The sequence below is a fragment of the Erwinia sp. INIA01 genome, assembly GCF_025947915.1.
Classification (GTDB): Bacteria; Pseudomonadota; Gammaproteobacteria; order Enterobacterales; family Enterobacteriaceae; genus Erwinia; species Erwinia coffeiphila.
In genome coordinates this window covers 438,918-463,153 of the sequence record NZ_JAPDNC010000004.1, presented here as the reverse complement: position 1 = coordinate 463,153, position 24,236 = coordinate 438,918, and the positions used below count along the sequence as shown (strand labels likewise).

At 58.4% G+C, this 24,236-nt stretch carries 24 protein-coding genes and 1 riboswitch; of the genes, 16 read left to right on the top strand and 8 right to left on the bottom strand.

Going from position 1 to position 24,236, the window contains the following annotated elements; all coding sequences use genetic code 11:
• Nucleotides 1–25 precede the first annotated feature (25 nt).
• Nucleotides 26–1,012: a 6-phosphogluconolactonase gene (pgl, locus tag OMR58_RS10080; RefSeq protein ID WP_200563574.1), complete on the top strand. Its 987-nt coding sequence runs from the start codon at nt 26–28 to the stop codon at nt 1,010–1,012.
• A 149-nt stretch (nt 1,013–1,161) separates the two neighbouring features.
• Here pgl and OMR58_RS10075 read toward each other — a convergent pair whose 3' ends face one another.
• From OMR58_RS10075 to bioA, 3 genes are all read right to left on the bottom strand, one after another.
• A complete protein-coding gene (locus OMR58_RS10075) occupies nt 1,162–1,638 on the bottom strand; it encodes a kinase inhibitor (RefSeq protein WP_105591118.1) in 477 nt (158 codons plus the stop codon).
• A 273-nt stretch (nt 1,639–1,911) separates the two neighbouring features.
• Nucleotides 1,912–2,958: an NADP-dependent oxidoreductase gene (locus tag OMR58_RS10070; protein WP_264545833.1), complete on the bottom strand. Its 1,047-nt coding sequence runs from the start codon at nt 2,956–2,958 to the stop codon at nt 1,912–1,914.
• Between the two features lie 98 nt (nt 2,959–3,056).
• Nucleotides 3,057–4,349, bottom strand: a complete 1,293-nt coding sequence (bioA, locus tag OMR58_RS10065; RefSeq protein ID WP_264545832.1) for an adenosylmethionine--8-amino-7-oxononanoate transaminase — start codon at nt 4,347–4,349, stop codon at nt 3,057–3,059.
• An 88-nt stretch (nt 4,350–4,437) separates the two neighbouring features.
• On the opposite strand from bioA, the gene bioB reads away from it, so the two are divergent.
• Genes bioB through bioD form a run of 4 tightly spaced genes read left to right on the top strand, consistent with a single transcriptional unit; the run spans nt 4,438 to nt 8,026 of the window.
• Complete coding sequence (bioB, locus tag OMR58_RS10060) at nt 4,438–5,469, top strand: biotin synthase BioB (protein WP_105591121.1); 1,032 nt, start codon at nt 4,438–4,440, stop codon at nt 5,467–5,469.
• Nucleotides 5,469–6,620 carry an 8-amino-7-oxononanoate synthase gene (gene bioF, locus OMR58_RS10055; protein ID WP_264545831.1) on the top strand — a complete coding sequence of 384 codons (1,152 nt, stop codon included), beginning with the start codon at nt 5,469–5,471 and terminating at the stop codon, nt 6,618–6,620. Before bioB ends, bioF begins: the two co-directional genes overlap by 1 nt.
• On the top strand, nt 6,604–7,362 hold the full coding sequence (bioC, locus tag OMR58_RS10050; protein WP_264545830.1) for a malonyl-ACP O-methyltransferase BioC: 759 nt from the start codon (nt 6,604–6,606) through the stop codon (nt 7,360–7,362). Before bioF ends, bioC begins: the two co-directional genes overlap by 17 nt.
• Nucleotides 7,355–8,026 (top strand): dethiobiotin synthase, encoded by a 672-nt coding sequence (bioD, locus tag OMR58_RS10045; protein ID WP_264545829.1) that lies wholly within the window; start codon nt 7,355–7,357, stop codon nt 8,024–8,026. Before bioC ends, bioD begins: the two co-directional genes overlap by 8 nt.
• Before the next feature lie 63 nt (nt 8,027–8,089).
• Here the strand turns inward: bioD and OMR58_RS10040 are convergent, their stop codons facing one another.
• Complete coding sequence (locus OMR58_RS10040; protein WP_105591125.1) at nt 8,090–8,806, bottom strand: ABC transporter ATP-binding protein; 717 nt, start codon at nt 8,804–8,806, stop codon at nt 8,090–8,092.
• Between the two features lie 838 nt (nt 8,807–9,644).
• Between OMR58_RS10040 and uvrB the strand changes: the two genes are divergently transcribed.
• Nucleotides 9,645–11,669 carry an excinuclease ABC subunit UvrB gene (gene uvrB / locus OMR58_RS10035; RefSeq protein ID WP_264545828.1) on the top strand — a complete coding sequence of 675 codons (2,025 nt, stop codon included), beginning with the start codon at nt 9,645–9,647 and terminating at the stop codon, nt 11,667–11,669.
• Between the two features lie 175 nt (nt 11,670–11,844).
• Here uvrB and yvcK read toward each other — a convergent pair whose 3' ends face one another.
• Nucleotides 11,845–12,753, bottom strand: coding sequence for a uridine diphosphate-N-acetylglucosamine-binding protein YvcK (yvcK, locus tag OMR58_RS10030; RefSeq protein ID WP_264545827.1), 909 nt, complete (start codon nt 12,751–12,753; stop codon nt 11,845–11,847).
• A 163-nt stretch (nt 12,754–12,916) separates the two neighbouring features.
• A riboswitch (molybdenum cofactor riboswitch) is annotated at nt 12,917–13,054 on the top strand.
• Between yvcK and moaA the strand changes: the two genes are divergently transcribed.
• From moaA to OMR58_RS09995, 7 genes are all read left to right on the top strand, one after another.
• On the top strand, nt 13,045–14,031 hold the full coding sequence (moaA, locus tag OMR58_RS10025) for a GTP 3',8-cyclase MoaA (protein ID WP_200563591.1): 987 nt from the start codon (nt 13,045–13,047) through the stop codon (nt 14,029–14,031). (Overlaps the previous riboswitch by 10 nt.)
• Nucleotides 14,032–14,046: 15 nt before the next feature.
• Nucleotides 14,047–14,562: a molybdenum cofactor biosynthesis protein B gene (moaB, locus tag OMR58_RS10020; RefSeq protein WP_200563593.1), complete on the top strand. Its 516-nt coding sequence runs from the start codon at nt 14,047–14,049 to the stop codon at nt 14,560–14,562.
• Between the two features lies 1 nt (nt 14,563).
• On the top strand, nt 14,564–15,049 hold the full coding sequence (gene moaC, locus OMR58_RS10015) for a cyclic pyranopterin monophosphate synthase MoaC (protein WP_200547718.1): 486 nt from the start codon (nt 14,564–14,566) through the stop codon (nt 15,047–15,049).
• Nucleotides 15,042–15,287 carry a molybdopterin synthase sulfur carrier subunit gene (moaD, locus tag OMR58_RS10010; RefSeq protein ID WP_105591131.1) on the top strand — a complete coding sequence of 82 codons (246 nt, stop codon included), beginning with the start codon at nt 15,042–15,044 and terminating at the stop codon, nt 15,285–15,287. The genes moaC and moaD overlap by 8 nt, the downstream gene beginning before the upstream one ends.
• 1 nt (nt 15,288) lies before the next feature.
• Nucleotides 15,289–15,756 carry a molybdopterin synthase catalytic subunit MoaE gene (moaE, locus tag OMR58_RS10005; RefSeq protein WP_105591132.1) on the top strand — a complete coding sequence of 156 codons (468 nt, stop codon included), beginning with the start codon at nt 15,289–15,291 and terminating at the stop codon, nt 15,754–15,756.
• Between the two features lie 78 nt (nt 15,757–15,834).
• Nucleotides 15,835–16,926, top strand: coding sequence for a DUF1615 domain-containing protein (locus tag OMR58_RS10000; RefSeq protein WP_264545826.1), 1,092 nt, complete (start codon nt 15,835–15,837; stop codon nt 16,924–16,926).
• Between the two features lie 122 nt (nt 16,927–17,048).
• A complete protein-coding gene (locus tag OMR58_RS09995; RefSeq protein ID WP_105591134.1) occupies nt 17,049–17,759 on the top strand; it encodes a Bax inhibitor-1/YccA family protein in 711 nt (236 codons plus the stop codon).
• A 43-nt stretch (nt 17,760–17,802) separates the two neighbouring features.
• Here the strand turns inward: OMR58_RS09995 and OMR58_RS09990 are convergent, their stop codons facing one another.
• Genes OMR58_RS09990 through OMR58_RS09980 form a run of 3 tightly spaced genes read right to left on the bottom strand, consistent with a single transcriptional unit; the run spans nt 17,803 to nt 20,758 of the window.
• Nucleotides 17,803–18,756, bottom strand: coding sequence for a lysylphosphatidylglycerol synthase domain-containing protein (locus OMR58_RS09990; protein WP_264545825.1), 954 nt, complete (start codon nt 18,754–18,756; stop codon nt 17,803–17,805).
• Nucleotides 18,756–20,000: a cardiolipin synthase ClsB gene (gene clsB / locus OMR58_RS09985; RefSeq protein WP_264545824.1), complete on the bottom strand. Its 1,245-nt coding sequence runs from the start codon at nt 19,998–20,000 to the stop codon at nt 18,756–18,758. The genes OMR58_RS09990 and clsB overlap by 1 nt, the downstream gene beginning before the upstream one ends.
• Nucleotides 19,997–20,758: an endonuclease/exonuclease/phosphatase family protein gene (locus OMR58_RS09980; protein WP_264545823.1), complete on the bottom strand. Its 762-nt coding sequence runs from the start codon at nt 20,756–20,758 to the stop codon at nt 19,997–19,999. Before OMR58_RS09980 ends, clsB begins: the two co-directional genes overlap by 4 nt.
• 182 nt (nt 20,759–20,940) lie before the next feature.
• Between OMR58_RS09980 and OMR58_RS09975 the strand changes: the two genes are divergently transcribed.
• From OMR58_RS09975 to dusC, 3 genes are all read left to right on the top strand, one after another.
• A complete protein-coding gene (locus OMR58_RS09975; RefSeq protein WP_105591138.1) occupies nt 20,941–21,330 on the top strand; it encodes a YbhQ family protein in 390 nt (129 codons plus the stop codon).
• 258 nt (nt 21,331–21,588) lie between these two features.
• Nucleotides 21,589–23,073, top strand: coding sequence for an ATP-dependent RNA helicase RhlE (rhlE, locus tag OMR58_RS09970; protein WP_264545822.1), 1,485 nt, complete (start codon nt 21,589–21,591; stop codon nt 23,071–23,073).
• A 51-nt stretch (nt 23,074–23,124) separates the two neighbouring features.
• Nucleotides 23,125–24,066, top strand: a complete 942-nt coding sequence (dusC, locus tag OMR58_RS09965; protein WP_264545821.1) for a tRNA dihydrouridine(16) synthase DusC — start codon at nt 23,125–23,127, stop codon at nt 24,064–24,066.
• Nucleotides 24,067–24,236: the final 170 nt, after the last annotated feature.

Sequence of the window (24,236 nt, the reverse complement as noted above, 5' to 3'; positions counted from 1 at the left end):
CCCGAAGACTTAACAAGGAGCATTCATGAAACACGTTGTTTATACCGCCAGCCCTGAAAGCCAGCAGATCCATGCCTGGCAGCTGAATGAGGATGGCGCGCTGACGCTGTTGCAGGTTGTCGATGCGCCGGGCCAGGTTCAGCCAATGGTGGTCAGCCCGGACAAAACGTTCCTGTACGTGGGCGCCCGTCCGGACTTCCGCGTGCTGGCGTATAAAATCGACAGTGAAGGCAAACTGAAAGAAGCGGGGCACGCATCGCTGCCGGGCAGCCCGACCCACATTTCCACCGACCGTGAAGGGCGCTTTATCTTCGTCGGTTCGTATAACGATGCCTGCGTCAGCGTCAGCCCGATTGGCGACAACGGCCTGCCGGGCGAACCTGCCCAGGTGATTAAGGGTCTGGACGGCTGCCACTCGGCGAATATCGACCTCGGTAACCGGACGCTGTTTGTTCCGGCGCTGAAGCAGGACCGCATCGCGCTGTTCGAGCTGGCGCAGAACGGCGAGCTGACTCCGCGCGCTCAGGCCGAGGTGAATACCACCGCCGGTGCCGGTCCACGCCATATGGTGTTCCATCCGAACCAGAAGTTTGCCTACTGCGTCAACGAGCTGGATAGCAGCGTCGACGTCTGGGCGCTGGGTGAAAAAGTCGAGAAGGTGCAGAGCCTGGATATGATGCCGGAAGGCTTCAGCGACACGCGCTGGGCGGCCGACATCCACATCACCCCGGATGGCCGCTTCCTGTACAGCTGCGATCGCACTGCCAGTGTGATCACCGTGTTCAGCATCGGCAACGACGGTGCGACGCTGACTATTGAAGGCTACCAGCAGACGGAAACCCAGCCGCGCGGCTTTAACATCGACAGCACCGGGCAGTATCTGATTGCGGCAGGTCAGAAATCACACCATATCGCGGTGTACAAAATCGCCGCGGATAACGGTCTTCTGCAGGAGCTGGCGCGCTATGCGGTAGGCCAGGGGCCGATGTGGGTCACCATCAGCGCGCTCTGATCGCCCGCTGACAGCTAATAAAAAAGGCAATCTGAGGATTGCCTTTTTTATGCGCGACGGCGGCCAGATATAGGCAATTGCCGCGTGGGGTAGAAATCTTACCATCGCGCAGAATTATAGCCTGCGCGATCGCCATTTCTGAGCGCCGATCAGGCGTAAATGGCGGTAATCGCCGCGCTGCCCAGCGTATGGAAATGTACGTTAAAGCCGACCATTGCCGCACTGGCGTTCTCGTCCACGTCCAGCTTTTCCACGTCCAGTGCGTGAACGGTGAAAATATAGCGGTGGTGTTCACCTTTCGGCGGTGCCGCGCCGCCGTAACCGGCGCTACCGAAGTCGGTGCGGGTTTGCAGCGATCCGGTCGGCAGTTCGGCAACGCCGGAACCGGCACCTTCAGGCAGTTCGCGGGTGTCCGCAGGCAGGTTGGCCACCACCCAGTGCCACCAGCCCGAGCCGGTCGGCGCATCGGGATCGTAGCAGGTCACCACAAAGCTTTTGGTTCCGGCCGGAACCTCATCCCACGCCAGATGCGGCGACAAATTCTCACCCTGGTAGCCCATGGCATTTAATACCTGGCGCTCCGGCAGCTTATCGCCATCGTTAAAACTCGTGCTAAACAGTTTCATTCCTTCTCCTGTCAGTGAAGATGTCAGCCATTTTCAGCCGCTCTGCGGCGGCAAAGGTCATCCCGGCTGCCTGCGCAGCCAACGCTGAAAAGGTATCATATCTGGGGCTGCGGCGGCACCAGCGTGCTAAACAATGGTATGCCGCCGCGTTCATCAGCGAAGCATTCGTGGCTCACGGTTTCATCTTTATGAGCAATGAAGCCGCATTGCCTGGATCTCTGTACCTGGGCTCATTTACTGCAACGCATCCGGGGATGATGCCCTTTGCCGCGTTTATGCTGGCGTATCGCCCGCTACCCGCACCACCACCTTGCCGAAGTTTTTCCCCTCCAGCAGGCCAATCAGCGTTTCCGGTGCGTTATCCAGACCGTCGACCACATCTTCACGGAACACCAGGCGATCCTCCGCCACCCACTGGCTCATCTGGCGGAAGAATTCGTCAAAGCGATGGCCGTAATCCTGATTGATAATGAAGCCCTGCACGCGCAGGCGTTTACGCAGGATGGCGCTTTGCAGCAGCGGCAGGCGGTCCGGCCCGGCGGGAACATTCGTGCTGTTGTAGTCGGCGATCAGACCGCAAACGGGAATGCGCCCTTTGGTATTCATCAGCGGCAGCACGGCGTTAAATACTTTGCCGCCCACGCTTTCAAAATAGACGTCGATCCCCTCCGCGCAGTGGCGGCTGAGCTGCTGTGCCAGATTATCATCGCGATGGTCCAGGCAGCGGTCGAAGCCCAGCACCTGTTCGGCATAGCGGCATTTCTCTGCGCCACCGGCAATACCGACCACATGGCAGCCTTTCAGTTTGGCAATCTGGCCCACCAGTGAGCCCACCGCGCCGGTCGCTGCGGCCACCACCACGGTCTCGCCCGGCTGCGGATTACCGATATCCAGCAGCCCCATATAGGCGGTGAAGCCGGGCATGCCCAGAATCCCCAAGGCGTGGGAGGGATGCTTAAGCACCGGGCCGCTAAGCTTAAATAAGTCACGGCCGTCGGACAGGGAAAAATCCTGCCAGCCGCTGTTGCTGACCACCCAGTCACCGACGGCGTAGTCGGCATGTTCAGACTGTTCGACAACCGAGACGGTGCCGCCGCACATCACCTCGCCCAGCCCGACGGGCGGCGCGTAGGAAGGCGCATCGCTCATCCGTCCGCGCATATACGGGTCGAGTGACAGCCACACGGTGCGCAGCAGCACCTGGCCGGTTTTTGGGGCAGGGACGTGCCGGGCTTCCAGACGGAAATTGTTTTCCGTCGGTGCGCCGTGCGGGCGCGAAGCCAGCAGGATGCGACGATTGGTTTGCTTGTCTTGTGGCATAAAAGAACCTCCGCTATCTCGTGCCCGGCTTCAGTGCCGCACACACAATGCTAAAAGCGTAGTGCATTCGGTCTGCGGCTGCCTCGCGCTGCGTGCCTTCAGGTCATCGTAAACAGCTGGGGATTGTCCACGGCGGCGGCAACCGTCGCGGTCAGCTTTGCCAGCTCGTCGCTGGAAATAATATAGGGCGGCATCAGGTAAATCAGGCGACCAAACGGACGTATCCACACGCCGCTTTCCACAAAGAAGCGCTGAATGGCGGCCACGTCCACCGGTCGGCGAGTTTCCACTACGCCAATCGCGCCCAGCACTCGCACATCGGCAACTTCCGCTGCGGCCTTTAACGGCATCAGCGCCGCCCGCAGCTGCGCTTCAATTGCCGCGACCTGCTCGGGCCAGTGGTTCTCTTCCAGTATCGCCAGCGACTCGGCCGCCACCGCACAGGCCAGCGGATTGGCCATAAACGTCGGGCCGTGCATAAAGCAGCCCGCTGCCCCGTTGCTGATGGTGTCCGCTACCCGGCGAGTGGTCAGCGTCGCCGAAAGCGTCATCGTGCCGCCGGTCAGGGCTTTGCCGACGCAGAGAATATCCGGGGCGATCCCCGCGTGTTCGCAGGCAAACAGCCTGCCGGTGCGGCCAAAGCCGGTGGCAATCTCATCGGCGATCAGCAGCAGCTGATAGCGGTCGCACAGCTCACGTACCCGCTGTAGATAGCGCGGGTGATAGAAACGCATCCCGCCCGCACCCTGCACAATCGGCTCAAGAATCACCGCACTGAGCTGACGATGATGGGTCACGATCAGCTGTTCCAGCGCGTCGGTATCGCTTTCGCGCCACGGGTCGTCAAACCGGCACGTCGGCGCGGGGGCAAACAGATGCTCGGGCAGATAGCCCTGATACAGGCTGTGCATTGAATTCTGCGGATCGCACACCGACATCGCCGCAAAGGTATCGCCGTGATAGCCGTTACGCAGCGTCAGAAAGCGCTGACGTTTCTCGCCGCGCGCCTGCCAGAACTGCAGGGCCATCTTCATCGCCACCTCAACCGCCACCGAACCGGAATCCGCCAGGAACACGCACTCCAGCGGTGCGGGAGTGATGGCGACCAGTTGGCGGCACAGCGCCACTGCCGACGGGTGCGTAATACCGCCGAACATCACGTGCGACATCTGCGCCATCTGGTTCTGTAACGCCTGATTCAGGCGCGGATGGTTGTAGCCATGAACCGCCGCCCACCATGACGACATGCCGTCAACCAGCTGCCGACCATCGGCCAGCTGTAACCGGCATTCCTGCGCGGCGACCACCGGATAGCAGGGCAGCGGATCGCGCATTGAGGTATAGGGATGCCAGATATGGTCACGGTCAAAAGCAAGATCGGCTGCATTCATAAATCACTTGTAAACCAAAAATAAAAAATTTAGTTTACAATTATAACCAGGCCGTGAAGACAAATGACAGACTTTTTTGGAGCAAGCAATGGCAAAACGTTGGACCCTTTCACAGACGCAGGCGCTGTTTGATAAGCCGTTTCTCGAACTGATGTTTGAAGCGCAGCAGATCCACCGCCAGCATTTTGACCCGCGTCAGGTACAGGTCAGCACGCTGCTGTCGATCAAAACCGGAGCCTGCCCGGAGGACTGCAAGTACTGCCCGCAAAGCGCGCGTTATAAAACCGGGCTGGAGTCCGAACGGCTGATGGAAGTGGAGGAGGTGCTGAACTCCGCTCGCAAGGCGAAAGCCGCCGGCTCCGGTCGTTTTTGCATGGGGGCGGCGTGGAAAAATCCGCACGAGCGCGATATGCCCTATCTGGAGCAGATGGTGCAGGGAGTGAAGGCGATGGGGATGGAAACCTGTATGACCCTCGGTACGTTGAGCGAGCAGCAGGCACAGCGGCTGGCCTCCGCCGGGCTGGATTTCTATAACCACAACCTCGACACTTCGCCGGAATTTTACGGCAGCATCATCACCACCCGCAGCTATCAGGAGCGTCTGGACACCCTGGGAAAAGTGCGTGATGCCGGGATTAAAGTCTGTTCCGGGGGGATCGTCGGCCTGGGCGAAACGGTCAACGACCGGGCCGGACTGCTGGTGCAACTGGCGAACCTGCCGACGCCGCCGGAAAGCGTGCCAATCAATATGCTGGTGAAAGTGAAGGGCACGCCGTTGGCGGATAACGAGGACGTCGATCCGTTCGACTTTATCCGCACCATTGCTGCGGCAAGAATTATGATGCCGCGTTCCCACGTGCGTCTTTCTGCCGGGCGTGAACAGATGAGCGAGCAGACCCAGGCGATGTGCTTTATGGCCGGGGCTAACTCGATTTTCTACGGCTGTAAGCTGCTGACCACGCCAAACCCGGAGGAGGATAAAGATCTGATCCTGTTCCGTAAGCTGGGCCTGAATCCGCAGCACACCGCGACGCACGCCGGGGATAACGAACAGCAGCAGGCGCTTGCCGCCCAGCTGATGACCGCTGACACCGAACAGTTTTACAACGCGGCCCTGTAATGAGCTGGTCGCAACGCGTTCAGCAGGCGCTGGAGCAGCGCCGTCAAAACGGTCAGTACCGCCAGCGAACGCCCTGCCAGCAGGCCGACGCCCGCAGCCTGAGCATCGCAGGGGCGGACTACCTCAACTTTTCTGCCAACGATTACCTCGGGCTGAGCCATCACCCGCGCATTGTGAATGCCTGGCAGCAGGGCGCGGCGCGCTATGGCGTTGGCGCAGGCGGCTCGGCGCATATCACCGGATTTCGCACCCCGCAGGTGGATCTGGAGCAGCAACTGGCCGACTGGCTGGGCTACCCCCGCGCGCTGCTGTTTATCTCCGGTTTTGCCGCCAATCAGGCGGCGATCGCGGCGCTGGCGGGTAAAGATGATCGCATCCTGGCCGACAAACTCAGCCACGCTTCGCTGTTAGAGGCCGCCAGCCACAGCCCGGCGACGCTGCGCCGCTTTGCCCATAACCAGCCGCAGGCGCTGGCCACCAGACTGGCGGCTCCGTGCAGCGGTGAAACGCTGGTGGTCACGGAAGGGATCTTCAGCATGGACGGCGACAGCGCGCCGCTGGCGGCGCTGCATCAGCTTGCGCAGCAGCATAACGCCTGGCTGCTGGTGGATGATGCGCACGGCATTGGCGTTTGCGGTGAACAGGGGCGGGGCAGCTGCTGGCAGCAGGCAGTTAAGCCCGATCTGCAAATCATTACCTTTGGTAAAGCGTTCGGCGTCAGCGGTGCGGCGCTGCTGTGCGATGACGACACCGCCGAGTTTATGCTGCAGTTTGCCCGCCATCTGATTTACAGCACCGCCATGCCGCCCGCTCAGGTCTGTGCACTGCAGGAGGCGCTGCGCTGCGTGCAGCAGGGTGACGAACTGCGCCAGCGCCTGCGGCAGAATATCGCCCGTTTTCGCGCAGGAGCCGATGGTTTGCGCTGGCAGATGATGAATGCCGACAGTGCGATTCAGCCGCTGTTAGTGGGGGAGGAAGGGGCCGCCGTGGAACTGGCTGCGCGGCTGCGGCAGCAGGGCTGCTGGGTGAGCGCGATTCGACCGCCGACCGTACCGCCCGGCACCGCGCGGCTGCGCATTACGCTGAGCGCGGCGCATCTGCCGGATGATATCGATCGCCTGCTGGAGGTGCTGCATGCTACAGGCGATTGATAAACGGGCGGTTGCCGTGGCCTTTGGCCGCGCTGCATCGGGCTATAACCAGCACGCCGAGCTGCAACGGCTGTGCGGTGAACGGCTGATGGCGCTGGCGAGGCGCGGGAGCACAATGCAGGTGCTGGACGCGGGCTGCGGTACCGGCTGGTTCAGCCAGCGCTGGCAGCAGAACGGCCATCGGGTGACCGCGCTGGATCTCTCGGCAGAAATGCTGCGTCAGGCGGAATCATCGGCGGTCGCATCGGACTACCGGCTGGGGGATATCGAAGCGCTGCCGTTCGCGGATGCCAGCTTCGACCGCTGCTGGAGCAATCTTGCCGTACAGTGGTGCAGCGATCTGCGTCAGGGGCTGAGCGAGCTGTATCGGGTGACCCGTCCGGGAGGGCAGGTGCTGTTTTCTACCCTCGAAGCCGGATCGCTGCATGAAGTGACGGCCGCGTGGCAGGCGCTGGGATCCGAGGCTCCTCTCAACCCGCAGCTGACCGCCAACGAGATCGCGCAGGCCGGGATCGGCATGAATTTACAACTGCACCGTTTCACATTGACGCTGGCCTACCCGGACGCCATTAGCGCGATACGTTCGCTAAAAGGGACCGGGGTGACCCATTTACATCGCGGTCGGGAAAGCCATTTTCTTAACCGGGAACGGCTACAGCAGCTTGAGCACGTCTGGAGCCGCGATCGGCGCGGCTGCCTGCTGAGCTGGAAACTGATTTTAGGAGTGATTGAACGTGAGTAAACGCTGGTTTGTGACCGGAACCGATACGGAAATAGGCAAAACGACCGCCAGCTGCGCGCTGTTGCAGGCCGCCAGCGCGGCGGGTTATCGCTGTGCTGGCTATAAACCGGTGGCCTCCGGCTGTGAAGTCACACCCGAAGGGTTACGCAATGAGGATGCCCTGCTGCTACAGCGGTTTTCCAGCGTCGATTTACCCTACGAGATGGTCAATCCGCTGGCGTTTATGGAACCCACCTCACCGCATATCGTCAGTGCGGAAGAGCAGCGTCCCATCGCCTTCAGCCAGCTATCCGCCGGGCTGTCGTCGGTAGCGCAGCACGCTGACTGGGTACTGACCGAGGGGGCCGGAGGCTGGTTTACCCCGCTGTCAGCGGATCAAACGTTTGCCGACTGGGTGGTGCAGGAGCAGCTGCCGGTGATTCTGGTGGTGGGGGTTAAGCTGGGCTGCATCAATCACGCGCTGCTGACCGCGCAGGCGATTCAGGCCAGCGGATTACCGCTGGTAGGCTGGATTGCCAACTGCGTACAGCCAGCCGGCAAGCGTCACGCGGAGTATATGGCGACGCTACGGCGGCTGCTGCCTTCGCCGCTGTTGGGGGAGATCCCTTATCTGCCCGATGAAACGCAGAGGGCGCAGCTGGGGCAGTATCTGTCTCTGCCATAGCGGCAGGCGCCCCGATGCGAAGACGCTGGAATAACGCCGGGATGCCACCCCGGGCAGCACTGTTCAGGCCGTCAGCCAGGTATTCACCACGCCTTCATCCAGCAGCGCCATTTTGCCGTGGGCGACGTTTCGCCCGCGGTGCAGCAGCAGGAAGTAATCGGCCACCCGGCGGATAAACGACAGGCGCTGTTCCAACAGCAAAATGGTCATGCCGAAATCATGATTCAGCCGGTGGATCAGATTGCCCATTTCCTCTTCCAGCCACGGCGACATACCTTCGGTCGGATCGTCCAGAATCAGCAGCTTGGGTTCCAGAACCAGCGCACGGGCCAACGCCAGATGCTGCTGCTGGTCGAGGGGCAGTTCGCCACTGCGCTGCTGGCGTAGCGAATAAAGTGCCGGAAACAGGTCATAAACCATCTGCGGGATAGCCCGGTGGCGCTCCTGTCCTGCACCGGCCAGCAGGGCGATTTGCAGGTTCTCTTCCACGCTAAGCTGAGAAAAAATTTGCCTGCCCTGCGGAACATAGCCAATGCCGAGAGCAGCACGCCGCTCTACCGGCTGCAGCAGCAAATCCTGCGGCGGCAGATCGCCTTCTTGCCAAATCATCGAACCGCTGTTGATCGGCAGGTGGCCCATGATGCAGTTAACCAGCGTAGTCTTCCCCATCCCGGGGCGGCCAATGATGCCGGTACAGGTGCCGGGGGGAAGATCGAGGTCCACATCCCACAGAATATGGTTTTGCCCATAAAATTGATTGATTGAACGTAAACTCAGCATCTTGCACTCTCCTCCAGACAGTATCCGATTGCACCCGCATTACAGGGCGATTTAGCTGGCGTACTATTTAACAAGCAATTAACGGGCCATCTCTACATAACGGTGAAAAACTCGATGAACTATCAGTTCTGCGGCTCTATTTGTCAGAAACGTTAAACAATTTCTAACGGTAATCAGCGGGCTGCACCCCGATAGTGCTCCGGGCTAATCAATTGTGGTGCAGCTGCTGCGTGAAATGGCAGGAGTGCGCTGAAGTCTGAAAGACGGGGATGCTTAAAATTCCTACTGTCTATGCAGAATTCCACCTTTTCATATCCAAAAAGGTGCGTTGAAGTGTGAAAAAAAAAACAAAAAAAAATATTTAGCAGTGGTTATGAGCGATGGGGACGATTTATACACATCAGACGTTTCAAGCGCTGTAATCAGTTATCCACTGTTACTGTGGATAACCTTGTGTATTAGATTGTGAAAACTTGCGTAAAGCGAGAGCGGGCGCGGCTTTGGCTCTGATTGATGCGAAACTCGGCTTGTTATTTAATTCTATTAAAATCAGCATTTTAACTAAAATCAAGCGCCGGGGATTCTTGAACCAAAGTCGGCCGCGCTTTTAACTGCCGACGCTTGACAAATGTTAATATAACAAAAGTTCTGGGGATAACCCGGTAACAGTTTATGCGCAGTCGTTTGCGTACTGTCCGACAAAAGTGCGGCTCTGCCCTCTGGATTCGCATTATGCAAATCAACTGTTAATTTATCCAGTATTTTTAACTGGCAAATTGGCGATGGCGGAGTAGAATTAGAACCCGGTTCGTGCATATTTCCATCAGGTAGCCTGCTAATGAGCAAAGTCTTTAAACTCAACTCCGATTTTAAACCCTCTGGCGATCAGCCTGAGGCGATCCGCCGTCTGGAAGAGGGTCTGGAAGACGGGCTGGCTCACCAGACGCTGCTTGGGGTAACGGGTTCAGGAAAAACGTTTACCGTCGCCAACGTGATTGCCGATCTCAATCGGCCAACCATGGTGCTGGCACCCAATAAAACCCTGGCCGCGCAGCTGTACGGTGAGATGAAGGAGTTTTTCCCCGACAATGCGGTGGAATACTTTGTCTCCTATTACGATTATTACCAGCCTGAAGCCTACGTCCCCAGCTCGGATACCTTTATCGAGAAAGATGCTTCAGTAAACGAACACATTGAACAGATGCGCCTGTCGGCGACGAAGGCGCTGCTGGAGCGCCGTGATGTGATCGTGGTAGCGTCGGTCTCGGCGATTTACGGCCTGGGCGACCCCGACCTCTATCTGAAGATGATGCTGCACCTGACGCGCGGCATGGTGATTGACCAGCGCGCCATTCTGCGGCGTCTGGCAGAGCTACAGTACACCCGCAACGATCAGGCCTTCCAGCGCGGCACGTTCCGCGTACGCGGTGAGGTTATCGATATTTTCCCGGCGGAGTCCGACGACTACGCGCTGCGGGTTGAGCTGTTTGACGAAGAGGTGGAACGGCTGTCGATTTTCGATCCGCTGACCGGGCAAATTACCTCGGTGATCCCACGCTACACCATCTATCCGAAAACCCACTATGTAACCCCGCGCGAGCGTATTTTGCAGGCGATGGAAGAGATCAAAGTGGAGCTGGCCGATCGCCGTCAGGTACTGCTGGCCAACAATAAACTGCTGGAAGAACAGCGTATCAGCCAGCGCACCCAGTTTGACCTGGAAATGATGAATGAGCTGGGCTACTGCTCGGGCATTGAAAACTACTCGCGCTATCTTTCCGGGCGCGGCCCGGGTGAAGCGCCGCCGACGCTGTTTGACTATCTGCCTCCCGATGGCCTGCTGGTGATTGATGAATCACACGTCACCATTCCACAGATCGGCGGCATGTATCGCGGCGACCGGGCACGAAAAGAGACGCTGGTGGAATACGGTTTCCGCCTGCCATCGGCGCTGGATAACCGCCCGATGAAGTTTGAAGAGTTTGAGGCGCTGGCCCCGCAGACCATTTATGTTTCCGCTACGCCGGGCAATTACGAGCTGGAAAAATCCGGCGGCGAGGTGATTGACCAGGTGGTTCGCCCAACCGGTCTGCTTGATCCGATCGTCGAAGTGCGCCCGGTTGGCACCCAGGTTGACGATCTGCTGTCGGAGATTCGCCAGCGGGTGGCGATTAACGAACGCGTGCTGGTGACGGTGCTGACCAAGCGGATGGCGGAAGATTTAACCGAGTATCTGGAAGAGCACGGCGAGCGGGTACGCTATCTGCACTCCGACATCGACACCGTTGAGCGTGTTGAAATCATCCGCGACCTGCGCCTCGGCAAGTTTGATGTGCTGGTGGGTATCAACCTCCTGCGAGAGGGGCTGGATATGCCGGAAGTCTCGCTGGTGGCGATCCTTGACGCGGATAAAGAGGGCTTCCTGCGTTCTGAACGTTCGTTGATCCAGACCATCGGCCGCGCGGCGCGTAACCTTAACGGTAAAGCGATTCTGTACGGTGATAAGATCACCCCGTCGATGGAGCGCGCCATTGGTGAAACGGAGCGCCGCCGTGAGAAACAGGACGCCTTTAACAAAGAAAACGGTATCGTGCCGCAGGCGCTGAACAAGAAAATTGCCGACATTCTGGAGCTGGGGCAGGGGCTGGCGAAAAACAAAGCCAAACCGCGCAGCATGAAGGGCCGCAGCATTGTGGAAGACGATCCGGGTTATGTGGATCTGTCGCCGCAGGGGCTGCAGAAACGCATCCACGAACTGGAGGCGCTAATGCAGCAGCATGCGCAGAACCTTGAGTTTGAGGAAGCCGCCGAGGTGCGCGATAAGCTGCATCAGGTGCGGGAGCTGTTTATCACCGCGTCGTAAGCAACGACGCGCTGATTGGCAGATGGCCCTTCACAGATGGGAACGTCGCGGCAGTGAGGCGATGGGTAATGATGGCTAACTATCCTGAATCCGGCCCCGTAGCGCACAGTCTTACGGGGCAGGCTGACTCAGAGCCAGGCGACCAGGGAGCGTAGCGGTGCTGTTTGCCGCTTAGCTAGTTCATCGCCTGGATGGCGTGCTCCAGCGCATTGCGCAGCAGCTGGCGATCGTGGCGATAGCGAATATCGTTAGCCTCCAGCGGTTCCTGTACAACCACCCGGTCGCTCAGCAGGCTGGTATCGCTGACCGGGCCGACCACCAGTGCATCAATCACCCGTTTGCCAATCGCTTTTTCCATAATCTCCAGTTTATCGGCGACGGTCAGTTGTGCCGCCGCCGGGCTGAGTTCCTTGCCCAGATTGCCGATAAACACCATGGTGGCCGGGCTGCGACGCAGCGCCTTTGCCAGTTCAGGCACCAGCAGTACCGGCATCAGGCTGGTGTAAAAGCTGCCGGGACCAATCAGAATCAGATCGGCTTCGGCAATCGCTTCTACGGCTTCGCGGGTGGCGCTGACCACCGGCGACAGTCTCAGCTCCTGCGGCCGTTGGCTCATCTGATCGATCTCGGTTTCGCCATACACCAGATGTCCTTCTGCATCGACGGCAACCAGATCCACCGGCTGCTCGGACATCGGGATCAGAAATGCATCGACCTTCAGCAAATTGCGGATAAGATTGATTGCTTCAAGCGGGCGTACGCTGAGGTGGTCGAGGGATTTCAGCATCAGATTGCCGAGATTATGCCCGGCCAGCTCGCCGTTTCCGGCAAAGCGGTACTCAAACATGGCGGAAGCCACACTCGGTTCGGCGATCAGCTGATTAAGGCAGTTGCGCATATCGCCCCACGCAATGCCGCCTTCCGAGCGGCGAATTCGCCCGGTGGAACCCCCATTATCGGTGGTGGTGACAATGCCGGTCAGGCGAGAACCTAAAGGAGAAAGAGCGGACATCACACGGCCCAGTCCGTGCCCGCCACCCAGAGCCACCACGCGATCGAGGTCGGCTAACGTGCGATTACGCATAGAATTTTTTCATCACGATGCAAGAATAATTATGTTTAGCATTTTACGCTAACCAGCGGCGAAAATGCGGAAAAATCGTTATATATCATAATATATACCGAAACTTTGTACTGGAATCCAGCCTGCTTTAGCGTTAAAGTTTTAACCAACTTGGTTTACCGATGAGCGGTAAATCACACTTAGCCCTGATACCTAAGTCTTTAAGCGGATACGGTGTCCTGGCCGCAACCTCGAGTTGCCAGGGTGCAGAAAGAAATGCCTGCATCTCCCGACATTGGAAAGGTGTAGCTGGTGCTAAATTTCACGGATAATTACGCCCGTAGTTTTTACTACCTGCGTTTATCGATCACTGACGTGTGCAACTTTCGTTGCACCTACTGTCTCCCCGACGGCTATCGGCCGCAGGGCGCAAATAATAAAAGCTTCCTTTCGCTGGATGAAATCCGCCGTGTGACCCGGGCGTTTGCCGCCGCGGGCACTGAAAAAGTGCGGCTCACCGGCGGGGAGCCCTCAATGCGCCGTGACTTCACCGATATTATAGCCGCCGTTCGCGAAAACAAAGGTATCCGCCAACTGGCAGTCACCACCAACGGCTATCGACTGAAGCGTGACGTTGCCCAATGGCGAGATGCCGGACTGACCGGGATCAACGTCAGCGTCGACAGCCTCGATCCCCGCCAGTTTCACGCCATCACCGGCCAGGATAAATTTGAAGAAGTGATGCACGGTATTGATGCCGCCTTTGACGCCGGTTTCAGCAAGGTGAAGGTGAACAGCGTACTGATGCGAGACGTTAACTACCGCCAGCTCGATTCCTTCCTCGGCTGGATCCGCACGCGTCCCATTCAGCTGCGTTTTATTGAACTGATGGAAACCGGTGAAGGCGGCGATCTGTTTCGCCGGCAGCACGTCTCCGGTGAATCTATTCGTCAGTATCTGCTTGAGCACGGCTGGGTCCTGCAGGCGCGCGCGCGCAGCGACGGCCCGGCACAGGTGTTTCACCACCCCGACTATCTGGGGGAAATCGGTCTGATCATGCCCTATGAGAAGGATTTCTGCGCCAGCTGTAACCGGCTACGCGTCTCGGCCGTCGGTAAGCTGCATCTTTGCCTGTTCGGTGACGGCGGCGTGCCGCTGCGCGATCTGCTGGAGAATGACGATCAGCAGGACGCCCTGCAGGCGCGTATAGCCAGCAGCCTCAGCCATAAAAAGCAGACGCATTTCCTGCACCAGGGCAATACCGGCATCACACAAAACCTCTCGTTTATCGGCGGTTAATCTAAGGATTTGATTATGGGTAAAGGTACAGCGGAGTTCATCGCACTCAACGTGGCGATTCTTACCGTGTCGGACAAGCATACGCTGGCCAGCGACACGTCCGGTGACTGGCTGAAAGAGGCGGTGAGCGAGGCCGGGCACCAGGTGCTCGATCGCGCCATCGTGCCGGATAACCGTTACCGCATTCGTGCAGTGGTATCCAGCTGGATCGCCAGTACGGATATGCAGGTGGTGCTGATCAACGGCGGCACCGGTTTCAACAGTAAAAACAGCACCCCGGAAGCCTTAGTGCCGCTGTTTGACCGCGAAATTGAAGGCTTCGGCGAGCTGTTTCGCATGGTTTCGTTTGAGGATATTGGCACCTCAACGCTGCAATCACGCGCGGTAGGTGGCATCGCCAACCAGACGCTGATCCTTGCCGTGCCGGGGTCAACGTCCGCCTGCCAGCTGGCCTGGGAGCGCATCATTCAGGATCAGCTGGATGCCAGAACGCGCCCGTGCAATTTCGTTTCACACGTAAAGAAGCTTTGATATGTCTCAGTTAACCCACATTAATGCCGCCGGTGAGGCGCATATGGTGGATGTCTCCACCAAACAGGAAACCGTGCGCGAAGCCCGCGCTGAAGCTTTTGTGGTGATGCACCCGGAAACGCTGCAAATGATCATCGACGGCAGTCATCATAAAGGTGACGTGTTTGCCACCGCGCGCATCGCCGGTATCCAGGCGGCAAAGCGCACCTGGGAGCTGATCCCGCTTTGCCATCCGCTGATGCTGAGCAAGGTAGAGGTAAAACTGGAAGCCCAGCCGGAGCAGCATCGCGTGCGTATCGAAACGCTCTGCCGCCTGACCGGCAAAACCGGCGTGGAGATGGAAGCACTGACCGCCGCGTCGGTAGCCGCACTGACCATCTACGATATGTGCAAAGCGGTGCAGAAGGATATCAGCATCGAACAGTGCCGCCTGCTGAGTAAAAGCGGCGGTAAATCCGGTGATTTCCAGGCGGTGCCTCATGCTTAATATTCTTTTCTTCGCTCAGGTGCGGGAACTGGTTGGCACCGATCGTATTGAGCTGCCTGCCGAGTATGCCGACGTGGAATCGCTGCGCGCGGCGCTGGCCGAACGCAGCGATCGCTGGGCGCTGGCGCTGGAGTCCGGCAAGCTGCTGGCGGCGGTCAATCAGACCCTGGTTTCGCATCAGCATCCACTTCGCGCCGGGGATGAAGTCGCCTTCTTCCCGCCGGTTACCGGGGGCTGAGATGGAAACACGTATTCGGGTCAGTGCCGATCCCTTCGATATGGCCGCAGAATATGCCTGGCTTTCCGCCTGCGACAGCGACGGGGCGGTGGTGACCTTTACTGGCAAAGTCCGTAATCACAACCTCGGCGATAACGTCAGCGCGCTGACCCTGGAGCACTATCCGGGGATGACCGAAAAAGCGCTGGCCGATATTGTAGCCGAGGCCCGTCAGCGCTGGCCGATGCAGCGGGTGACGGTGATCCACCGCATCGGGGAACTGTTTCCCGGTGACGAAATTGTGCTGGTGGGCGTCAGCGGTGCGCACCGCGGAGCCGCCTTTGACGGTGCGGAGTTCATTATGGACTACCTGAAAACTCGCGCGCCGTTCTGGAAACGGGAAGCCACCGCCGAAGGCGATCGCTGGGTTGAATCCCGCGACAGCGACAAGCAGGCCGCCGGGCGCTGGCAGCAGCAAAAGGCGGAGTAAAACCGCTTTATCTGATGGATCTACGGTGAATCAGCCGCTAGTCTGAGCGCATAAATCGGGTTAATCGTAAGGATATCCATGCTTTATCGCGCTCTGAGTCGCCTCTCTTTGCTGGCCCTGCTGATCCTCGCAGGCTGTAGCAGCCCGACATCTAAAAAAGCCGACGCGCCGCGTCCCGCCGATGTGAAAACGCAAATCACCCGCCTGCTGCCTGCGGGCGTTAGCGATCGCCAGGGCTGGGCCGGGGATATCTTCGTGGCGCTTAACGGTTTGAATATCCCGCCGACCGCCAGCAATATTTGCTCGGTGATCGCCGTTGCCGGGCAGGAGTCTAATTTTAACGCCGATGCGCCCGTCGCGGGGCTGCCGAAAATTGCCTGGGCTGAAATTGACCGCCGCGCGGGCCAGCTGCATATCCCGTCATTCCTGGTGCGTACTGCGCTGATGATCGACTCCCCGAATGGTAAAAGCTACGCCGACCGGCTCGATCGTGTGAAGAGTGAAAAAGAGCTGAGCGCAATATTTGATGACTTTATCAATATGGTGCCGATGGGGCAGAAGCTGTTCGGCAATCTGAACCCCATCCATACCGGCGGGCCGATGCAGGTCAGTATCGCCTTTGCTGAAGCGCATGCCCGCGGCTATCCCTACACGCCGGACGGATCTATCCGCCGCGAGGTATTCACGCGGCGCGGAGGCGTGTGGTTTGGCACCCAGCACCTGTTGGGCTATCCGGCCGATTATCCGGCTCCGCTGTACCGCTTTGCCGACTATAACGCGGGCTGGTATGCCAGCCGCAACGCCGCTTTCCAGGCGGCCGTATCGCGACTGAGCGGTATCAAACTGGCACTGGACGGTGACCTGATTAACTACGGCTCCGACAGCGCAGGATCAACGGAGAAAGCGCTGCGCACGCTGGGCAAACGGCTGGACTACAGCGACCGGGCCATTCGCCGGGCGCTGGAAAAAGGAGATGAAGCGGACTTCGGCAACAGCGATCTGTGGCAGGCAGTCTTCGCGCTGGCGGATAAAGACGCCGGGAAGACGCTGCCGCGTGCCGTGCTGCCGGGTATCAAGCTGGAAAGCCCGAAAATCACCCGTAATCTGACCACCGCCTGGTTCGCCCAGCGGGTGAACAGTCGCTATCAGAGCTGCCTGGCGCGCCAGTAGCAGATTCAACCCTTGCTCAACGGGGTGAGTTTGTTTCACGACGAACTGGCACAGACGGGAATCTATGTGCCAGACTGAGAACAGATTAACGGGTTTATTCACTTATCTTTGAGAGGAGCATCATGGACAGATATCCACGTTCCAGTGATTCAATCGTTCAACGTGCCAGTACGGGCCTGTCCACTTATATGGCGCAGGTATACGGCTGGATGACCTGTGGTCTGCTGCTGACGGCGTTTGTTTCCTGGTATGCGGCGAACACCCCGGAGGTCATGCAGCTGGTCTTTGCCAATCGCATTACCTTCTTCGGACTGATTATCGTGCAGCTTGGGCTGGTGGTACTGCTGTCGATGATGGTGCAGAAGCTCAGTGGGGCCGTCGCTACCGGCATCTTTATGCTTTACTCGGCGCTGACCGGCCTGACCATGGCCAGTATCTTCCTCGTTTACACCTACTCATCCATTGCCAGCACTTTTGTGGTGACAGCGGGGATGTTCGGTGCGATGAGCCTGTGGGGCTACACCACCAAACGTGACCTCAGCGGTATGGGCAGCATGCTGTTTATGGCGCTGATCGGCATTCTTCTCGCCTCGCTGGTGAATCTGTGGCTGAAAAGCACCGCGCTGATGTGGGCAGTGACCTATATCGGTGTGGTGGTGTTTGTCGGGCTGACCGCTTATGACACCCAGAAGCTGAAAAATATCGGTGAGAGTATCAACGTAGAAGATAAAGAGAATCTGCGTCGCTACTCGATTATGGGCGCACTGACGCTGTATCTCGACTTTATTAACCTGTTCCTGATGCTGCTGCGGATCTTCGGAAACCGCCGCTGATTCAACCTTATCACGGTCCGGGCTTATCCCCGGACCGTCTGCCTCATGCCGCCAGATTCTTTACTTTCAACGATTTAGCCCGGCTCTCCAGCCACAGATACAGCACCAGCGCCAGCAGCAGCGGGGCGATAAAATAGAGCAGGCGGTAAGCCAGCAGCGCGGCAATAATCGTGCCGTGGCCCACCGGTTCACCGCGCAGCAGCGCCAGAAACACCGCTTCCAGCACGCCAATTCCGGCAGGAATATGAATAATCACTCCGGCAATACTGCTAATCAGCAGCACGCCCAGCACCTGAGGGAAATCCACCTTCTGCATCAGCAGCAGCCAGATAATTGCCCCCATTACCAGCCAGTTCGCGCTGGAAACCGTAAACTGCACCAGCGCCATGCGCAGCGACGGCAGTGCCAGTTTGTGGCCTTTAATGCTCCAGCGGCGGCGGCGGGAAAAGGCACACAGCAGCAGATAGATAAACACAAACAGCAGCAGCCCGATGCCAATAGTGCGTAAGGTTGCCGACCCGACAAACCATCCGGCGGGAATTTTCACCATACCCGCGCTGAATACAATGCCGGACACCAGCACGTAACCCAGCCAGTTGGTGGCGATACTCAGGGTAAAAATGCGGGTAATGGTGCTGCTGCTTAAGCCCAGCCTTGAGTAGAGGCGATAGCGCATCGCCACGCCACCCACCCAGGTGCTGAGCGTCAGATTGAAGGCGTAACAGATAAACGACACCAGCATCACCTGGCGTTTTTCCAGCTTGTGGCCGCAGCTGGCGCGGCCGATCAGATCGTACACGCCGTAAGTCAGATAGCTGACGATCACCAGCGCCACCGAAGCCAGAACCGCCGTGCGGTTGTAGTTGACGATGGTGTCCAGCACCTCACTCCAGTCAACTTTGCGAGCGTAAATAACCAGCAAAACGATAACCGCGATAAAAAACAGCCAGGTCATCGCCTTTTTCACCGGTTTCCATAAGCGATGGGTTGTCGACATCAGAATTTGGCTCCTTCATTTTCCGTTCCCAGGCGGTCCTGGCTTTCCATCTCAGGCTGCACCGGGGCAGGGACTTCGGCCAGTTTAGGCGTATGGGCAGGTAGCCAACCGGCAATCGCGGGAAAATGGCGCAGGAAGTGGAACACCACCACGTTTTTACTTAACTGCCACCAGCTCTGCGGCGGTAGCTCGCTCTCTTCCACCCGTCGGCAGTCCTCACGCAGCAGGCGCTCAAGGTTATCGCGCACCTGCTGATTAAAGTCGCGGTCGTGGATCATCAGATTGGCTTCCAGATTCAGCGACAGGCTGAGCGGATCGAGATTGCTGGAACCGACGGTGGCCCACTGCCGGTCTTTTACCGCAATTTTGGCGTGCAGCGGGCGGCGGCAATATTCATAAACCTCCACGCCGCCTTTCACCAGAAAGCTGTAGAGCAGCTCTGCACCGACTTTAACGATGGGCATATCCGGTTCACCCTGAACAATCAGCCGCACGCGAACGCCGCGCCGTGCCGCATTGCGCATCTCGCGCAGCAGGCGATATCCGGGAAAGAAGTAGGCGTTGGCGATAATCACATCTTCTTTGGCCGTACGCAGCATCTTGAGGTAATGCTGTTCGATGTCATCGCGGTGATCGCCGTTATCGCGCCAGACCAGCAGCGCCTGCGCGTCACCGGGTGTGGCATTCTGCGCCGGACGATGGCGTCGGGTGCCCCACCAGCGGTGGCCCGAACGCTTGCTGCCGATCTCCTGCTGTACGTAGGCGGCAATATCGGCGACGATGGGCCCTTTCACCTCGACGGCATAGTCCTGCTTAGCCTGCGGGCCAAAGCTGGCGTTGTGCTCCGCCGAATAGTTAATGCCGCCTACGAAGGCAATATCGCCATCGGCGACCACGATTTTCCGGTGCAGGCGGCGGAACAGGTTGGTCCGCATCCCCAGCACCAGCGGGCGCGGATCGTAATACACGAAGCGTATCCCCTCTGCGGTCAGGCTGTTAACGAAAGCGTCAGGCAGATCGGGTGAGCCATAGCCATCCACCATCATTTCGATATGAACCCCGCGCCGGGCCGCAGCCAGAAGTTCAGCGTGCAGCGCCTGGCCGACGTCGTCATCGAACAAAATAAACGTTTCCAGCAGCAGGTTGTGCTGTGCGCGTTGGATCGCACCGAAAACGCGAGGGAAAAATTCTTCGCCGTTCTCCAGCAGCCTGATGGAGTTACCTTCTCGCCAGCCTGGTTTCATAGATGGATTTCCACCGCCAGCGGCGCATGATCGGAAAGATGTGACCACGGGCGCAGCGGAATAGTTTGTGGGCGGCCGATTCCGGCATTCCGCACGTAGATGCGGTCCAGCCGAAGAAGTGGGAAACGTGCCGGGAAGGTGCGCGCAGGTCTGCCATGCCGCTGGCTGAACACTTCTTCCAGCCCGGCCTGGCGTTTCAGGATGGCGTTGGCCCGCTGCCGCCAGTCGTTGAAGTCCCCGGCAATCACCACCGGTTCATCGGGCGGCAGGGCGTTGACCAGCTGGCAAATCATCAGCAGCTGATTGCGGCGATCGGCTTCGCGCAGGCCCAGATGGACGCACATCACGTGCAGCGTTCCCGCTTTGCCGGGCAGGGCAATCTGGCAGTGCAGGACGCCGCGCTTTTCAGTCCCGGCAATCGAGATGTCGCGATTCTCAAATTGGGTAATGGGCAGGCGAGAGAGCACGGCATTCCCGTGATCCCCCTCTGGATAGACGGCGTTGCGGCCGTAGGCGAAATCCTGCCAGATCGAATCCGCCAGAAATTCGTAATGTGGTACGCCGGGCCAGTTTTCCACCTTTAGCGCATGCAGGCGGTGGCTGCCCATCACTTCCTGCAGAAGAACGATATCGGCCCCGGTAGCACGTACTGCATCTCGTAATTCTGGCAGGATAAAACGTCGGTTAAAGGGGGTAAAACCCATATGTGTATTAATGGTCAGGATTTTAAATGAAAATCCTTGCGCATTTTGTGACATAATTAGCGCGCTCTCCCTTTCAACTTGTGAAGAGTAAAGTGTAGTCCTTGTCACAAAAGAGTGCTTAATTGCGCTTTTTTTTGCGGATTTGTCCGAAAGTTGAGTTAGTCTGGAGAACTGCGTTACTGGCCTGTGTCAGTAACATGCTTGGGTGGCCAGTCATGGACCACCGGGAGAAACAAATGAAATGGTCTAATCGTATTCAGATTGTCACTGGGCAAAACTGTTTACACATCGCGCTACACCTGCTGCTGATTGCCGCACTGGTGTGGGGATGGAAGCACCATGCGCTGCTGCAGGTCAGCCTGCTGCTGCTGGCGATGTATGCCAGTGTGTTTGCCGCCATGCTGTTGACGCAGCGTGTGCCGGGTTTGCGGCGCATTGGCGATTTCCTTGAAGATGTTACAACCACTTACTATTTCGGTGCAGCGATGTTAGTGCTGCTGGTACTGTCGCGGGTGATCCACAATAACCTGCTGCTCGGTGCCGTAGGGGTTGTCATGCTGGCCGGCCCGGCGGTTGTTTCGCTGCTGGCGAAAGAGCCGGCGCGTTCGCGCCACCGCCAGCGTTAATCCCAGACGGGCCACTTCGGTGGCCCGTTATTTTATCTGCCGTATACCCCCGCGAAGCCTTCCCCGATACCCGTATCTTTTTTAGGATTTCAGTACCAAGAATAACTCCCTGTAGAGCGTGGGGATCTGCTATAATCTGCCGCTTACGCACCGTGGTTTGTGCTCTCATTCAAGCGTCAGGACAATCCTGGCGTCATATTCTCCCCCTGGAAACTACACCGCTTTGCGGTCAGGGCGGATCCGGAGTCAGTCAACTTTATGTCATTTGATTCTCTCGGCCTTAATGCCGATATTCTTCGCGCTGTTGCTGAACAGGGCTATAACGAGCCAACGCCGATTCAGCGTCAGGCAATCCCGGTAGTGCTTTCCGGTCGCGACCTGATGGCCAGCGCCCAAACCGGTACCGGTAAAACTGCCGGTTTTACCCTGCCGTTGCTGCAACTGCTGAGCAGCAGTAACCCGCACGCTAAGGGCCGTCGCCCGGTTCGTGCGTTGATTTTAACACCAACCCGCGAGCTGGCAGCGCAGGTCGGTGAAAACGTTGCTGAGTACAGCAAATATCTGAACATTCGTTCGCTGGTGGTATTTGGCGGCGTAAGTATTAACCCGCAGATGATGAAGCTGCGCGGCGGCGTTGACGTACTGGTCGCCACGCCGGGCCGTCTGTTGGATCTGGAACATCAGAACGCGCTTGACCTGTCTAAGGTTGAGATTCTGGTGCTGGATGAAGCCGACCGCATGCTGGATATGGGCTTTATTCACGATATCCGCCGTGTGCTGGCCAAGCTGCCGGCAAAACGTCAGAACCTGCTGTTCTCCGCCACTTTCTCTGATGAGATCAAATCTCTGGCGGAAAAACTGCTGCACAACCCGGAGCAGGTGGAAGTGGCTCGCCGCAACACCGCATCTGAGCAGGTTACTCAGCACGTTCATTTCGTTGATAAAAAGCGCAAGCGGGAACTGCTGTCGCAGCTGATTGGTAGCGGCAACTGGCAGCAGGTGCTGGTCTTCACTCGTACCAAGCACGGCGCTAACCACCTGGCCGAGCAGCTGAACAAAGACGGTATTACTGCCGCTGCGATCCACGGCAATAAAAGCCAGGGTGCGCGTACCCGTGCGCTGAGCGATTTTAAAGACGGTAAAATTCGCGTGCTGGTGGCAACCGATATCGCCGCGCGCGGCATCGACATCGAAGAGCTGCCGCACGTGGTGAACTACGAGCTGCCAAACGTGCCGGAAGACTATGTACACCGTATTGGTCGTACCGGTCGTGCAGCGGCGGTGGGTGAAGCGCTGTCGCTGGTCTGCGTGGACGAGCATAAGCTGCTGCGTGACATTGAGCGCGTGCTGAAGCGTGAAATCCCACGAATGGCTATCGATGGCTACGAGCCGGACCCAACGATCAAGGCTGAGCCGATCGTTAACGGTCGTCAGCAGCGCGGTGGCGCAGGTGGCGGCGGTGGTCGCGGTCGCGGCGGTGCGCCGGGCCAGCGTAGTGGTGGCGGCGGACGCAGCGCCGGTGGCAATCGCAGCGGCAACGGCAGCAGCAACAGTAGCGGTAACAACGGTGGCGAGCAGCGTCGTCAGGGCAACGGTGGTGAACAGCGCCGTCAGGGTAACGGCGGCGGTGCGGCTATCGGTTCCGGTGCGGCACGCGGTGCGCGCCCGGAAGGCGGCAACGGTGCAGCACCACGCGTAAACCGTACCCGTCAGCGTCGTGCTAATCCTGGCAACAACGGCTAATTCATTCGGGGGAACCGTCCGGTTCCCCCTTTTACAACCCACAGGTTTATCATGCGCGTGCTACTGGCCCCGATGGAAGGCGTTCTCGATTCGCTGGTGCGTGAACTGCTGACCGACGTCAACGATTACGATCTCTGTATTACCGAATTTTTGCGGGTGGTAGATGCACTGCTGCCGGTGAAGTGTTTTTCTCGTCTCTGCCCTGAACTGGATCACGCCAGCCGGACGCCCTCCGGTACGCTGGTGCGCATTCAGCTGCTGGGCCAGTACCCGGAATGGCTGGCGGAAAATGCCGCGCGAGCGGTGGAGCTGGGCTCATGGGGTGTGGATCTCAACTGCGGCTGTCCGTCGAAAACGGTCAACGGCAGCGGCGGTGGTGCCACGCTGTTAAAAGATCCCGAGCTGATTTACCAGGGCGCGAAGGCGATGCGTGCCGCTGTGCCTGCACATTTGCCGGTGACGGTAAAAATTCGTCTCGGCTGGGATTCCGGCGATCGTCAGTTTGAAATTGCCGATGCGGTACAGCAGGCCGGTGCTACCGAGCTTGCCGTACACGGCCGTACCAAAGAAGACGGCTACAAAGCCGAGCGCATTAACTGGGCGGCGATTGGTGAAATCCGCAAACGCTTAACGATTCCGGTGATCGCCAACGGCGAAATCTGGGACTGGCAGAGCGCGCAGGACTGCCTGGCGGCGACAGGATGCGATGCGGTCATGATCGGACGTGGCGCGCTGAACGTTCCCAACCTCAGCCGGGTGATCAAGTACAACGAGCCGCGTATGCCGTGGAACGACGTCGTGATGCTGCTGAAGAAATACGTACTGTTGGAAAAACAGGGCGATACCGGCCTGTACCACGTCGCGCGCATCAAGCAGTGGCTGGGCTATCTGCGTAAGGAATACGAAGAAGCCAGCGGGCTGTTTGCCGAAATTCGTGCGCTGAGCACCTCAAAGGATATTGCGCAGGCGATTGGCAATATTACCCTGAAGTAAACGTCCATCAGGACTATCGCCGCCTTTTGTAACCGGGGAACTCTCCTTTTGCCAACAGAATGACTCCGGCCAGCGCCCGATGCCAGTAATCATCACCACTTTGCCCTGAAATTGCAGGGCAAATTGGTGGGTGGATTAACGTATTCTGCCGGAGCCTCCACGGAAAGTGC